The organism is Algoriphagus winogradskyi (genome assembly GCF_900182815.1).
GTDB classification, from domain to species: domain Bacteria; phylum Bacteroidota; class Bacteroidia; order Cytophagales; family Cyclobacteriaceae; genus Algoriphagus; species Algoriphagus winogradskyi.
Window position 1 is genome coordinate 222,937 of sequence record NZ_FXUA01000004.1, and the last position, 14,062, is coordinate 236,998.

Annotated in this window: 10 protein-coding genes; 5 read left to right on the forward strand and 5 right to left on the reverse strand. The window is 39.3% G+C overall.

The features are described 5' to 3' along the window. Nucleotides 1-2: 2 nt before the first annotated feature. The 4 genes from QOL76_RS12405 to QOL76_RS12420 all read right to left on the reverse strand — a co-directional run bounded on the left by QOL76_RS12405 (nucleotide 3) and on the right by QOL76_RS12420 (nucleotide 5,667). Entirely contained in the window at nucleotides 3-1,172 is a 1,170-nt protein-coding gene (locus QOL76_RS12405) for a C40 family peptidase (RefSeq protein WP_283413286.1), read from the reverse strand. Nucleotides 1,173-1,257: 85 nt separating this feature from the next. Beyond that, nucleotides 1,258-2,559 carry an amidohydrolase family protein gene (locus QOL76_RS12410; RefSeq protein WP_283413287.1) on the reverse strand — a complete coding sequence of 434 codons (1,302 nt, stop codon included), beginning with the start codon at nucleotides 2,557-2,559 and terminating at the stop codon, nucleotides 1,258-1,260. A gap of 20 nt (nucleotides 2,560-2,579) precedes the next feature. Next, a complete protein-coding gene (locus tag QOL76_RS12415; RefSeq protein ID WP_283413288.1) occupies nucleotides 2,580-3,965 on the reverse strand; it encodes an amidohydrolase family protein in 1,386 nt (461 codons plus the stop codon). A 4-nt stretch (nucleotides 3,966-3,969) separates the two neighbouring features. After that, on the reverse strand, nucleotides 3,970-5,667 hold the full coding sequence (locus QOL76_RS12420; RefSeq protein ID WP_283413289.1) for an amidohydrolase family protein: 1,698 nt from the start codon (nucleotides 5,665-5,667) through the stop codon (nucleotides 3,970-3,972). Between the two features lie 407 nt (nucleotides 5,668-6,074). Here QOL76_RS12420 and QOL76_RS12425 point away from each other — a divergent pair, with 407 nt between their 5' ends. From QOL76_RS12425 to QOL76_RS12445, 5 genes are all read left to right on the forward strand, one after another. Beyond that, nucleotides 6,075-6,437: a response regulator transcription factor gene (locus QOL76_RS12425; RefSeq protein WP_283413290.1), complete on the forward strand. Its 363-nt coding sequence runs from the start codon at nucleotides 6,075-6,077 to the stop codon at nucleotides 6,435-6,437. A gap of 3 nt (nucleotides 6,438-6,440) precedes the next feature. Further along, entirely contained in the window at nucleotides 6,441-8,000 is a 1,560-nt protein-coding gene (locus QOL76_RS12430; RefSeq protein WP_283413291.1) for a hypothetical protein, read from the forward strand. 85 nt (nucleotides 8,001-8,085) lie between these two features. Beyond that, nucleotides 8,086-9,456, forward strand: a complete 1,371-nt coding sequence (locus tag QOL76_RS12435) for a glycosyltransferase family 2 protein (RefSeq protein WP_283413292.1) — start codon at nucleotides 8,086-8,088, stop codon at nucleotides 9,454-9,456. A 100-nt stretch (nucleotides 9,457-9,556) separates the two neighbouring features. After that, complete coding sequence (locus tag QOL76_RS12440) at nucleotides 9,557-10,786, forward strand: YaiO family outer membrane beta-barrel protein (protein WP_283413293.1); 1,230 nt, start codon at nucleotides 9,557-9,559, stop codon at nucleotides 10,784-10,786. Continuing rightward, nucleotides 10,786-11,976, forward strand: coding sequence for a hypothetical protein (locus tag QOL76_RS12445; RefSeq protein ID WP_283413294.1), 1,191 nt, complete (start codon nucleotides 10,786-10,788; stop codon nucleotides 11,974-11,976). Before QOL76_RS12440 ends, QOL76_RS12445 begins: the two co-directional genes overlap by 1 nt. Here QOL76_RS12445 and QOL76_RS12450 read toward each other — a convergent pair whose 3' ends face one another. Next, the gene (locus QOL76_RS12450; protein WP_283413295.1) at nucleotides 11,977-13,983 is read right to left on the reverse strand and encodes an LTA synthase family protein; all 2,007 of its coding nucleotides are present in this window, start codon (nucleotides 13,981-13,983) and stop codon (nucleotides 11,977-11,979) included. Nucleotides 13,984-14,062: the final 79 nt, after the last annotated feature.

The following is a 14,062-nucleotide window of genomic DNA, read 5'->3' on the forward strand; positions in this document are numbered from 1 at the left end:
GATTAGTTAGTTGTTAAAAGCTCTGAAACTGAAAGCACGTGTTCTGAAGGTACATTTACAATTCTTTTGGTTCTTAGGTATCTTCCTAGTTCATACTCATCGTAATTAGGGTTTTCTGGGTCAAAACTTGAGATTCTTACCAAGCCTCGGGAATGAATAAACTCTCCATTTCCTATCCACATGCCTACGTGAACTACGCGTTCCTTTTTCTCTGGAGTGCCTTTTACACCGAAAAAGAGTAGATCACCAACTTGAAGTTTATCCCAATTTTTATCCGCATCGACTAGTTCACCTTCGTTGATTTGCTGGGAGGCATCACGGGGAATAATCTGTCCATTCAGGTAATAAATTGTTTTGGTAAAACCACTGCAGTCCACACCTTTGATAGATGTGCCACCCCAGAGGTAAGGAGTTCCCATCATTTGCTTTGCTGTTGTAATTAACGCCTCCGGCGAGGTATTTCTCGATGCAATCCAGCTTTCCCAGTCCTGAGCGTCTGACGCAGAGATCCAGCCCTGGCGACCATCGGGAAGGTTAACTTTCAACTGATCTTTGGTTTCTTCCGATATTGTCAGAATATCACCGGCAACAAGGTCGGATACCATTTCCGATTGATCTTCAGTTTTCCAGACATAGCCAATCAAAGACGTGAAAACAACTTTCGGCTCTCTAAACCAACGCTCTAATTCTTCCTCAGTCATTAAATGAATCCCGGCTCTATCTACCCAAGAAAGGTAGCCATCTGGTGTTTGTACAAGAAACCAGCCGTCATCCTCTTTAAGTACATTGAGAGGTGTACCCATCAAAGCTTGTGTCGCGAGCTCAGCCGAATGTTTTGGATTGCTTCGGATGTTGGCCACAGAGATAGTGACTAAAGCTTTGATCTTGTCACCCAAGGTAGCTTCAGGTAATATTGAAACCGCTTCAGTAAAACTAAGCTGCTTAGCATTGAGTTCTTCAATCAAGGCCTTTAAGGCCTCAGGTTGGTCAGTTTCACCTTTAAGAGAATCATTTTCAAAAGTCAAGTCCCAAAGCGCCACGCGTTTATCCGGTGCTACTTCAGCTCTTTTAGCTTCTATAAGAGAATTTACTTCTTCGTTATCAGTCTTGCTTTCGCAGGAAATTAGGATAGTAAATAGGGATACTAAAATTGGGATATATTTTATTTTCATAACAAGGGCAAAATAAAAGAAAACCACAAGTAAAGCCCAATTTTTGAACCCTACTTGTGGTTATTTAATGAATTAGAACAGAAGATTAATTCATCTTCAATCCGGGAGAACGATCTAGGAACTCTTGGTAAAGTCTGATCTGACGGTTTGAAAGTGGCATTCTGTATCCATCGATAAACACGTGCATGATATTGGTTTTGGTCTCGAAAGGATCACCATCAGCCACGATCAAGTTAGCTACTTTACCAGTTTCTACAGAACCATACTGATCTGCTAAGCCGAATATCTCAGCAGGATTGATGGTGACAGCTTTCCAAGCTTCTTCTTTGCCCATGCCATAAGCAGCAGCAAAAGCAGCGAAGAAAGGTAGGTTTCTTACATTCTCCTGTCCGTTTGTTCTGATGGCTACTTTCACACCAGCTTTAGCCATTTTACCGGCATTTGCATATGGGGTGTCATAGCGATCTGATTCTCGGGTAGGCAACGCTTGAATTGGACCAGTCAGCACAGGGATTCCCGCTTTGGCGATTTCGTCCGCAACTCTCCAGCCTTCAGATACGCCTGTGAAAATCACTTTGGCATCTTTTCCTTCCACCCATTTGATAGCGGCCTGAATGTCAGCAGCAGCATTTACTTCAATCAATAGCGGAAGTTCTCCCGTAGTTGCTTTTGCAAATTGCTCCATCTCTGGATAGTATTCCAATTCTGCACCATCTGCTGCCATAGAAGCATAGCTTTTTGCGTTATCCCAAAGATCGTTTGCCTCTTTAAGAGCTTTTTCATTTGCTTTTTTGATGTCATCATCAGACCTGCGGTCAAATCTACCTCTACGTCCTGAGCTAGGGAAGTTCATCACTATCCCTTTAAATCCGGCGTACATTTGATCTGGAGTATAGCCATTTAGGTTAATCAAAGCGGCTGTACCTGGGAATAATCCACCTGCAGGAACTGTAAGAACAGTCGTAACTCCAGAAACTCTCGTCACTGGAATTGCCACGGAGTTAGGATTCACAGCAGTCAATGCCTGCATATTCGGAGAGAAATTTCCTATTTCAGCGTAATCGACAGTCTCCGGTACAGAACTTACTTCTACCAAACCAAGTTTGGTACCGCTATCAATCATGCCTGGGTAGATAAATTTCCCAGTACAATCAATCACTTCAGCATCGGAAGCTGAGATATTAGCTCCAATTTCCTTGATTTTTCCATCTTCTACCAAAACAGAAGTATTGTTCAGTACACCTTTAGTAATTGTAACTACCGTAGCGTTTTGCAGCAAGAACTTGCCTGGTCTTGGTTTGATAAATTCCCCGTCAATCTGAGCCATGGCCATCATTGGCAACAAGGCAAGAAGGAAGGCGAAAAAGGTTTTATTTAGTCTTTTCATGTCTTCTTTGATTACGGTGATTATTGATTTAAAAGGAAAAGTGATTCAGTAGTCTCAAAAAGACTCTCTGTATCCTGCATACACCTGCTGTCGTGTCCTTCGTAGATCATGACAGGTTCCACCATCTCTGTTGGGCTCACTTTCATTCGCTGATCATCCGCATCTTCTTTGATATCGAAGTATTTTACACCATCGACAAAAGTCATCTGAGGAATGGCGTAAGAGGAGAGTGGGTGACCTTCAAAGATTACCAAGTCAGCCTGTTTTCCTTCTTCAATAGAACCAACCTTATCAGAAATCCCTAATTGCTTCGCTGGATTAATTGTGATCATAGAAAGAGCCTGCTCATCTGTCATCCCACCATAGCGCTGAGTTTTTGCAGCTTCATGATATAAGTGACGGATCAATTCAGCATCATCAGAGTTGATTGAGGTAATCGCTCCATTTTCTGTCAAGATTGCTGCATTGTATGCAGTGGAGTAGTACACTTCGAATTTGTATGCCCACCAGTCAGCAAAGACTGAAGCTCCCATGGTATATTCAGCAATTTCTGGTGCCACTTTGAAGCCTTCGTTGGTATGTTGGAATACCAGCTTAGTAATCCCAAAGTCTCTGGCTACATTGATCAACATGTAAATCTCATCGGCACGATAGGAGTGACAATGAATGATGATCTTTCCATCTAAGATATCAGCTAGCGTTTGTAGTCTTTCGTTATGGACTGGAGGCATTGCAGTGCTTCCTTTTTGGGAAGATGCTGAATTGTAAGCAGCCCATGCTTTTTTATACTGAATTGCTTCGTTGAACCCATTACGAAGAATCGCTTCTACTCCCATTCTCGTACGTGGTTGGATACCATTTCCTCTTCCGTGAACTCGAGTGGGATTTTCTCCTAAAGCGAATTTGATCGTACGAGGTGCGTCCTGCATGATAATGTCAGCTGGATCTGTAGATCCCCATCTGTGTTTCAAGGTAGCATTCTGGCCACCGATTACATTAGCTGATCCGTGCATAGCGTGTGAGATTGTGACCCCACCGGCAAGTGCGCGATAAATTCCTACTTCAAATGGATTTACCATATCCTTCATTCTCACTTCTGCTACTATTGGGGAAGTGGCTTCATTGACCACATCCAAACCAAGGTGCGAGTGAGCATCTATGATTCCAGGCATTAGGTATTTCCCGGTAGCATCAATGGTCGTCACTCCATTTGGAGCATTAAGATTTTGACCCACTTTTTTGATGATGCCATCTTGAACAAGAACATCTGAATTTTCCAAAGTCCCTTTTGTAACCGTAAGAACGGTTGCGTTCTTTATCAATACACTGCCCTTTTCTACTTGAGCTGAAGCAAACTGAATACTCAGACCCAACAGAGCGGCAAGAAAATAATTAAATTTTTGCATGTCTTTACTTGTTTGCGATTAGAGTTGGAGTAAGTGTACCTTTGAAAGGAAATGATCCGAATTCACCAACCGTCATTGATGCGTCATAGCTGCCTTCGCTTACTTCACCCGATACGTCCACAGTGATGTCCATTCCACTAGCAGATACATCAAACGAAAACGACAAATTGCTTCCATCTAACACCACATTTTTGATATCAGATGTAGCGGTACCAGCGCCAGAAGGATCGTCATAGGTGATGGTTCCAGAATAGTCTGCACCATCTTTTTTAATAACAAGATTTCCTCCTGAAGATCCAGCAGGACTTTCAGAAGTATATTCCCAATTACCTTCAATTTTTACTACTCCGTCGCCTTTACTGTCTTGGGAGGCTTTCTTTTTCGCTTTTGTTTCATAATCGTAGATGATGCCATCTACGATCACATGTTTGAATTGAGCGTCTTCGGTGAATAGAGAATCTGTACTCAAGATCAAATTGGCCATTTTACCCTTTTCAATTGACCCAGCTACTTTAGCCAAGCCTAAGATTGATGCAGGATTCGTAGTCAATGCAGCAAGTGCAGCTTTCTCAGAAAGTCCACTTTCAATCATTTTTTGAAGCGCTTTCATGATATCGCCAGATTTTACACCTACAGTAGAGAATGCGAAAGGAATACCAGCTTCCTCCAACTTACTTGCCTGAGCGATTGCGTCATCGTATGCTTTTTTCACGCGGGCATTCAAGGTCTTCACTTCCTCAGATGCGTCATCTTTCATTGCTTTAACCGCCTTGTCATCAGGAATTTCCAATTTAATTAAAACCGCTACCCCAGATGATTTGATCACATCCAGTACGCCTTCGTAATCTTCTAAACCTGTTAGAACTAATTTGAAACCCTTTTCTTTTTGCAGACTGATCGCCCTTCTTATTTCTAATTCGGAAGAAGTGGTGAACATTACAGGGATTTGCCCTGTGGTAACCTCCTGCATAGCGCTGTAAGTAGGAGTGATCTCAGGTCGCTTCAACCCCGCCACAGTGTTATACTTCTGTGATCTTTCTGAAGTAAGCTTTGTGTTGTCATATATCTCCCGGAATTTGGCCATTACTCCTACAGCTGTTCCTGGGTACATTCCTCTAGATCCTCTAAAACTGGCCGCAAGCGCTGTGTTTTCCATCAGCAAATTGGTTGAGTTTTCAGATCCTAAAAGGACAATAGCTGCTTTTCCAGGGATCATTCCTCCTTCTGGGACAATCTGAGCAACTGTGAATCCGACTTTTCTAAAGTCATCGATTTTGCTATCCTTACCGGAAAATTGATCGACTGCGGATCTCCATGGAGTTATGCCGGCGATTTCATCAGGCGGATTTGATGATACAAAATCATCTGGCTTATCTGGATCCTTTGGTCTGGTAATGCCGACATCACTTGCCCCAGCTATAAAGCCCGGGTAGATAAAAAGGGAATCTCCAGGAATGGTTTTAGCTTCTTTCGGTAAAGCAAGATTACTTCCAACGCCTTGGATTAGTCCGCCTTTAATAAGGACTGTGGCTTTCATACCAGCTTGTCCAGGTGAGGTGAAGACGGTTGCATTTGTAATTGCATAAGTATCTGTGATAGGTTTCTTTCCCGTGGGATCACTTTGGGCAAGTGCCAAAGTAGAAGAAAGCAATCCAGAAACCATGAAGCAAAAAACACCTGCGTACAGTAGTGGTTTTTTCATGTGTCTAAAATTGTTTTTTGATGTGCATATGGAAACTAACAGGGTTGATACTTGATCCAGGGTACTACGCTGGAGTCCTGCTCGATTTCATATTATTGATTTGGTTTTTGGTAAATAGGGGTGGTTGACAGAATAACCAGAAATTTGAATTTAAAGGTTGAATCATGACAAGTTCCTATAGATTGATGGTTGAAAATAGAAAAGCAAGCTAATAAAAGGGATTTCAGAATCCATTTGGAATTATTTTTTACTCCTTATTATTTGATCAATGGCAGGATATTGGATTTGAAATGCGCTTTTAATTCTTCAAGAATCATAGTGCCTGGAGATAATTTATTTGATTGGTTGATAGGCTATTGTTTTACACTGAACATCTTATATTTGAGCTTAGAATCACCCCAATAAAAATGAAAAAAATCCTGATCATTGAGGATGACTTACTGATTTCTAGCTTAGTTCAATTTCGTCTGAAAAAAGATGGGTATGAGACAGTTTTGGTAAAAGATGGCAATGCTGGTATCAGCGCAATTGATACTGAAACTTTAGATTTGATCATTACAGATGTTATGATTCCATTTAAAAACGGAATTGAGATCATCCACCATGCAATTAAAACAAAGCCTAATACACCTATTATAGTATTAAGTTCACTAGGTGAAGAGGAAAAAATTGTATTGGAGGCCTTTAATCTGGGAGTTGCCGATTTTATTCCCAAACCGTTTAATCCCAATGAGTTGGCTATTCGTGTTAAACGAATTCTCAAATCTTGATCTATGAAAGGTAAAAGCGCATTGATACTTGTGTTCTTACTTTTTTCAATGATCAAAACCAGCGAGGTTTTTGGTCAGGAAAAATCGTTTTTATCTGATTCGACTTCATTTGTAGATTTTTTAATAAAGCAGGGAGAAATTCCGGGGTTGGAGTTTAACCTGATAAATGCTGAAACTGGAATAGCTTTGGACAGTTTATTAGATCCTAATTCAAGATTTGGTTTGTTCTCCGAATACGCGAAAGTCTTGACAATAAAGGATAGTCTTTTCCAATCTGATTCTGTTCATGCAGAGGTGCAGTTTCTTATATACAAGGAAGCAAATACCTTCCCCGCCTCCCAAGAATACGTGTCGAACCTTTTGAGGAATAATGACATAGAAATTAAAACTCAGGATACCCTGAACAGTAAAGACCTAATTTCTCTGGCTTATAGAGAGCAGTATACGCCTTCAATTACAGGTACTTATGCGTATTTTGGGGATTTTAAGATTTTTGCTGTCACTGTTATCATGTCCCTCTTCTTTGTTTTTGCATTTTCAATGATTCTCTTCATGATAATCTTCAAAGCAAAAAGAAATAGGAGAGAAGTATTATTAGCATCGTATGATGAACAGGTGGTAGGACCACTTTCAGAAATATTATTTGATAGAAGTCTAGAAGAATTAGAATCCCTAAGTGATGATGAACTACACCAAAACTTCCCTGAAAAACACTTAAAAAAACAGTTGTATAAACAGGTGCTTGTTGAGCGAATATTAGCACTTAACAAGAAAATGAAGGGTGATTTTAAGTTAAAGCTTAAAGCACTTTACAAAAGGCTTAAACTGGATAAAGCGACCATAGAAAAGCTCCATAGTTCCAAATGGGATACTGTTGTGACAGGATTGGTGGAAGTAAACGAAATGGATTTAAGTGAGGCTTTGAAAGAAGTAAAGAAGCATGTCAATTCTCCTAATTTCCACATCCGATCCCAGGCGGTAGCTACAGTACTCAATTTATCAGAACATATTGATCTTTCTTTCCTGCGTGATCAGGCTTTTCCGCTTTCACGTTGGCAGCAGATGAATTATTTGAGGATTATCAAATACCTACATTCTAATAGAGAGCTGAATATTGAAAATCTATTTGACTCTAAAAATCAAAGCATCAGATTATTTGGGTACAAACTAGTTCGTGTGATAGGACGGGTCGATCTTTTAGCACATTTGGACACAAAGTTTGTTTCTGTCACTGATGAAGAAAAAATTGAGATCATCAAAACTTTCGAATATTTGGCTGTTCCCAGTCACCAAGAACTAATTAACAGCAGCCTGAAATCCGATAATAATCAGCTGGTGTCAATGGCCGCTCGCGCGGCAGGAGTAATCGGAGATAAGAATTCTGCAAAGCTAATTTTAGAAATATTAGAATCAGAGCCTGGATTTAGATTGAAAATGATTTTGCTAAAAAGTCTCCAAGGGTTAGATGCTGAATTGTATTCACAGTTCGTAGCAGAGCATATTTCCCAAGAAAACCAAGCTATTAATAGCCACCTCTCAGACCCTATTTTGCAAGATGTATAGTTTCTTATTCTATCTTATATTGGAGATTTGTGGGGTTATATTTTTTCTCCTAAGTTTCTCTGTAATAGTTCTTTATCTACTAATCATGATTCTTAGTGCCCTAGAAATGAGAGATCATAGAAGGAAGAATAGATTTGCAGATTATCAAGATATTATTACATCACCTATTGCACCCGGAGTATCTATTCTGGCTCCTGCTTATAATGAAGGCGAGAATATAGTTCAAAACGTCAAAAGTTTGCTTTCGCTGCATTATGGGAAATTTGAAGTGATCATTATCAACGATGGTTCAAAAGATGATACACTGAGCAAGTTAATTGGGGCTTTTGAATTGGAAATCACTGATTTTGCCTATTTCGAAGAAATTGACACTGCGACTGTTCGGGGAATTTACAAATCTAAAAACCGCTCATTTAATAGACTTGTAGTCATCGACAAGGAAAATGGTGGGAAAGCTGATGCTTTGAACGCAGGAATTAATGTGTCATCCAAGGAGATTTTGGCATGTATAGATGTGGATTGCATTCTATCACATGAATCTCTGACGCGTATGGTTCGGCCATTTATGGAAGAAACTAACAGAAAAGTCATTGCTGTGGGTGGCGCTATTGGTATTGCTAATAATTGTGATGTGCAAGATGGTACCGTGACCAACTATAGAGTTCCGACTACACTTCTGGGGAGATTCCAAGTCATAGAATATTGTAGAGCATTTTTGATGGGCAGGATGGCGTGGACTCGAGTGAATGGCTTGATGCTTATTTCTGGAGCTTTCGGGTTTTTCAATAGAGAATTAGTCGTAGAAGTTGGAGGGTATTTTCCTAAGACAGTTGGCGAAGATATGGAGTTGGTGGTGCGAATGCGACGCTACATGGAGGAACGTAAAATTCCATACAAGGTAGGTTTTGTACCAGATCCCCTTTGTTGGACGGAGGTTCCTGAGAAAGAAGAAATCCTATCCAGACAAAGGAATCGTTGGATACGAGGAACAATTGAAACCTTGCAATTACATCGGGTAACACGACTAAATCCTAACTATGGAATTATGGGAATGATCTCCTACCCATATTGGAATATCTATGAAAAAATGGCACCAGTGCTAGAATTACTTGGTGTTCTGTATACGCTTGTATTGATTATAATTGGAGATTTTTCAGCCTTCTATTTTATAGCACTTTTTATCGTTTTGTACCTGTTGTCTATTCTCGTTTCATCTTTCAGTATATTATATGAGCAGGTTTCATACAATAATTACAAGGACAAAAAGGATCTTAATAAACTGCTTTTGACGATATTTCTAGAGCCTATGTTTATCCATCCAAAGATTGTCTACTGGGGATTAGGTGGTCATTGGGATTTCATCAAAGGAAAAGGTGGCTGGGGTCAAATGATCCGAACAGGCTTCAAAAAATCAGACGACAAAAAGAACATCGAGCCGACCACCCTTAATTCTTAAATATGCAATCAAGCCTTTGGAAAAGAAATATTATTTATGTGAGATGCAATAGCAGCTTCCAAAAGGGCCAGACTGTGATTCATAATAACAACATTACCGCATGAAAAAGGCGCTTATTCTATTATTTTCTTTCATGGCTTTTGCTGTCATTACCAAGGCTCAGGATTCATTTGATCCCGATGAGTTACTATTGGAGGCCAGAACATTGATTTTGGACGGAAAATATTTAGAAGGTAGAAAGATTGCTTTTAGAGCACTTGACAAATATCCTGAGTATGCTGATATCCTGATTTTGGTAGGTAGAAGCTATGCTTGGGAAGGTAAAAATGATTCAGCGTCTATCTATCTGGAACGGGCAATTAGTGCCTCTCCAGGTTATGAGGATGGATATTCTGCTTACTTAGATAATTTGTCTTGGGCTGAACAATATGATAAAGCAGACATAGTCTTAGGAAAAGCAAGAGAAAATTTGGGTTCTCCACTTCCTGACGGATTGAGGTATAAGGAATCTAGATTACTATACTATAAAGAAGATTATAATGAAGCCTACAAAATAGCAGAAAATCTCTTTCAGAAGAAATATAAAAATGAAAGTCTGCTTGATTACCTTCAGACCTTACAGCGTTTGAGAAGAAATAATGCAGTAGGGGTCACTTATGACTACGACACATTTGAGGGTGAAATTTCGCCGTGGAATACGTTTTCATTTTATGCAAGAACGCAAACGAAATTAACCGGAACGCTAATAGGAAGAGTGACGCAGTCTTCCAGATTTGACGATAACGGGACTTTATTTGAATTGGATGCTTATCCATCCTTGGGGAAAAAGGCTTATGCCTACCTCAATGTAGGAGGGTCTTCAGCAAGTTTCTTCCCGGATTTCCGATTAGGAGCTTCTGTTTATTTCAACCTACCAAAAGCTTGGGAAATTGACGGGGGATTTCGCTACTTGAAATTTGCGGACCCAACCTATATCTATACAGCTTCACTGGGAAAATATGTGGGGAATTGGTGGTTTAACCTTCGTTCCAATCTGATCCCCGGCACTGGAAATAGTTTGGGAACCTCTGCCAATTTACAAGCAAGGTATTATTTTAAAACCGGTGAGGACTTTTTCTCCCTACAGCTAAGCTCAGGTGTATCGCCTGATGAAGAAACGAGAGACCCTACTCAGCTTTTGAACTCCTACAGAGCAAGAATAGGCTACCAGCAATTGATTACAGACCGCTTTATGATTTATGGCTTTACGGGATATAGCCGTGATGAATTGGGACCAGATCGGTTTAGAAACAACCTGAATCTTTCATTAGGAATTGAATATAGATTTTAATGAAAAAGATATTTACAGAGGAGTCTCTAGTGATGATAAGAAGGATTATTCCTTTTGTTTTCATATTGGTATTTATTCCATTAATCAGTTATTTATTTTGGTTGTTTTACCCATCAAAACAGCTAGAGATTTTAATAGTAGATAAGACCGTTCCATTAGATAGCTACCAGGAGCATCAGTCAATTTTTTGGACTTTAGAACACATGAAGTTTCAAAATTCGGCAGGGGAATTTTATCAAAAGGATAAAGACTATCTTGGTTTTTACCCAGATACCACAGCTTCATTTGGAACTTTCAAAGATCTGGAGCAACTAACTGAAAAACAGATAGTAAAAAAGGCTAATGATCTTGATGTTTTATTTTATTCGGATACTTATGGAGTATTTGAAAATGATTTCAATAAGGAAAACGCTGAAGAGTTCTCAAAGAAGATTTATGGTGGGTTAAATCGGGGGGATATCAATTTGCTCCGAGAGGTAGCTGCCCAAAGTAAAACGATCATAGCGGAATTCAATACCATGGCATCACCAACTCCCGTAGGTATTAGAACAGAGTTTGAGAATTTGATGGGCTTAAAATGGACGGGATGGATCGGGCGATATTTTGATCAAATGGATACAACAATCAATGAAAATATCCCGAACTGGTTTATTAATCAATACTTAGCCCAACATGAAAATTCCTGGGTGCCTGCAGGCCCTGGAATTGTGTTTGTACATGAAAATGGCAGAGTTGAGATTTTTTCAAATGAGGTGGATTATTTTGGGGAAATTCCTAAAATACGTACCCAGCGTCTTAATAAACATGGATTCAAGCTTCCTGAAGTGGTGCCTTATCCTGATTGGTTTGACGTAGTTTTGATAGAACGTGATTACCAGGTTATTTCTTATTACGATATAGATCCCTCTGAAATCGGTAAAGAAAAACTTCGGGAAATGGGGTTGCCAAGGTTTTTCCCTGCTGCAGTTGTTAAAGATGTAGGTAAAGGGCAGTACTACTATTTTTCAGGTGATTTTTCAGATATGAAAAACTCCATGGGTTCGCCTCGCTTTCAAGGAGTTCCCAGTTTATGGCGAGGCCTACACATTGTTACGAATTTCAATGATCGTGAAAGCTTTTATTGGAATTATTATTATCCGCTTCTGTCTCAAGCCCTGACTAAAACTTACAATAAAAAAGGTATTAACTAGCTATTTTTCAGTCGGTAATAACTTTCGTGTTTGAGTAGTATAGTTGTTTTTGTTCTTAAAATCCTCGAATTCCCCCGTTAGTTTATTCTTGATGTTTTGGTCATTTATTGGATCTATATTTAATCCATCAGTGATTACAAATAGCTGATCATCAGAAAGGAAGTATTCTCCATCCAAAAACTCCATAAGCTGGTTTTTATTTCGCATCAGCGGCATTGCAATCCTTGATTGAAAAACCTTAGAAGTGTCTAAAACCTGACCTAACCAGATTTCCTCTTCTGGAAGTTTTAGCTCCACCTGCGCATTTAAAAAAGCCAATAAGGAAGGCGTTATTTCAAAATGGCTAATCATTCCCTTAAAATAAGTTGGTCTATTGATAAGTGGGGAATAAATAATTAATGGAACATGAAAGCGATCTAATCTGGACGCCATGGGAATTTCTGGTAACCGGTGATCTCCTGTGAAGACAAAGATGGTATTTGAAAACTGAGGTTTCTTGCTGTAGGCGGTGATAAAGTCTTTTATGGCATCATCTGCATAAAGTACAGTCATGTAGATGTTTTGATAATCTCTGTATTCTGCCTTTTTAGCTTCTGTAAGATTAAGATAGTTTTCTAGATGATCTTCAAATTTTTTTGAATAGAATTCCCTCTCAGGCACTAAATAGGGGTCATGTGAGGTGATAGTTTGAAATATCCCCAGCTGAGGATTCTCAGTTTCTCTTGGGAAGAAGTTGAGACCATTAGTAAAAATTTCCTTGTCACCATAACCCCATGTGAAACCATTTGCAGGTGGCATCTGATTGTATTTTGAGTCAAAATCGTCAATGTCAATTATTTGCGAAACATCAGAGAACTCAAGGAATTCTTTTTGGTGATCAAAATTTACGTCACTACCAATGACGAAAGTGGATTCATAACCATTATCATTGAGGACACTAATCAAGCTCTCATGATTAGGGAAATCCTCAAATAATTCCTGAAAACCTCTTTCTCCAAAAGGGAGCCCTGCAAATACTCCTGGAAGTACGCCAAATGTTCTACCAGTAGAAGATACAGCGTTAGTCCAGACTAAACTATGGGATTCAAGCGAATCGAGAAAGGGTGTAAAGCTACCTAGGTAGGCACCTTTACCAGAATATGCCTTTCCTAAACTTTCTATAAGTACAAAAACGATATCGGGAGCTGAAGTAAGGCTATCAAAATAAGGACTCAAGACATCAGGATAATCAGCTTGGTGTAAAAAAGGGTAAACAGGATCAGTATATTCTTTCTTTACAAAAAGCGCATCATTAATCGATCTGAGGTAAAAGTCAAAGTAATATTCATTGGTATACATGAAGTAATCAAATGCCTGCTCCGAGAGGTATTTAGATTTATTCATTTGAATATTAGCCTTGATTTCATCTAAGTTTTGGGAATCTGATATAGGAATGAAAAAGAACAAAATCAGAAACCAATAGGTGCCTATAGTAAAGCCTGCAGATACCTTGGTACTAAATTGGATATATTTACTAGCTGAGGAAAAAATGTAAAGTATGATAAGGAATGCTATTAATAAGCCCCCAATTGTCCAAGCATTGAGTACTCCAGAGGACCTAACTGTCAAGACAAGGTCATTTATATTATAGGCAAAAAGATCCTTTCCCAGTGGAACGAACGTCTTGTTGAAGTAGAAAAGTAAGGCTGCTTGAACGAGTAGAGCCGTAACTAACCATGAACTGGTAAACCACTTGGCAAAGTTAACAGAGATCAAACTATTAATTACATGAAATATTAATAGCAAGCCTAAGAAATAGAGAATCCAAGTAATATCCTCAAACAAACTGTAGCCTATTACCTCACGAAAACTCACACGGATCGCATGAGTTTGAAAAACTAATGTTAATTCTGCTACTCTCAACAAAAGCATTAAAGCGGAGAAAATCAGGGACATACTCCAGAAATTGCTAAGAGTAGTTTGAATTTTTGCAGGAAGGGTTGATCGAATTTCAGCCTTTTGGGCCATATTTGTGCGTTAAATTTTTGGGTGAAGACTGAAAAGATAGGGCAAAATCAGGTATCTTCAAGGGGAGAATCAAATATTA

Bases quoted from the DNA above. Each gene is read 5' to 3' on its own strand.
- QOL76_RS12415 (WP_283413288.1), bottom strand. From the start codon at position 3,965: ATGCAAAAATTTAATTATTTTCTTGCCGCTCTGTTGGGTCTGAGTATT.
- QOL76_RS12445 (WP_283413294.1), top strand. From the start codon at position 10,786: ATGAAAAAGATATTTACAGAGGAGTCTCTAGTGATGATAAGAAGGATT.
- QOL76_RS12410 (WP_283413287.1), bottom strand. From the start codon at position 2,559: ATGAAAAGACTAAATAAAACCTTTTTCGCCTTCCTTCTTGCCTTGTTG.
- QOL76_RS12430 (WP_283413291.1), top strand. From the start codon at position 6,441: ATGAAAGGTAAAAGCGCATTGATACTTGTGTTCTTACTTTTTTCAATG.
- QOL76_RS12425 (WP_283413290.1), top strand. From the start codon at position 6,075: ATGAAAAAAATCCTGATCATTGAGGATGACTTACTGATTTCTAGCTTA.
- QOL76_RS12435 (WP_283413292.1), top strand. From the start codon at position 8,086: ATGATTCTTAGTGCCCTAGAAATGAGAGATCATAGAAGGAAGAATAGA.
- QOL76_RS12420 (WP_283413289.1), bottom strand. From the start codon at position 5,667: ATGAAAAAACCACTACTGTACGCAGGTGTTTTTTGCTTCATGGTTTCT.
- QOL76_RS12450 (WP_283413295.1), bottom strand. From the start codon at position 13,983: ATGGCCCAAAAGGCTGAAATTCGATCAACCCTTCCTGCAAAAATTCAA.
- QOL76_RS12405 (WP_283413286.1), bottom strand. From the start codon at position 1,172: ATGAAAATAAAATATATCCCAATTTTAGTATCCCTATTTACTATCCTA.
- QOL76_RS12440 (WP_283413293.1), top strand. From the start codon at position 9,557: ATGAAAAAGGCGCTTATTCTATTATTTTCTTTCATGGCTTTTGCTGTC.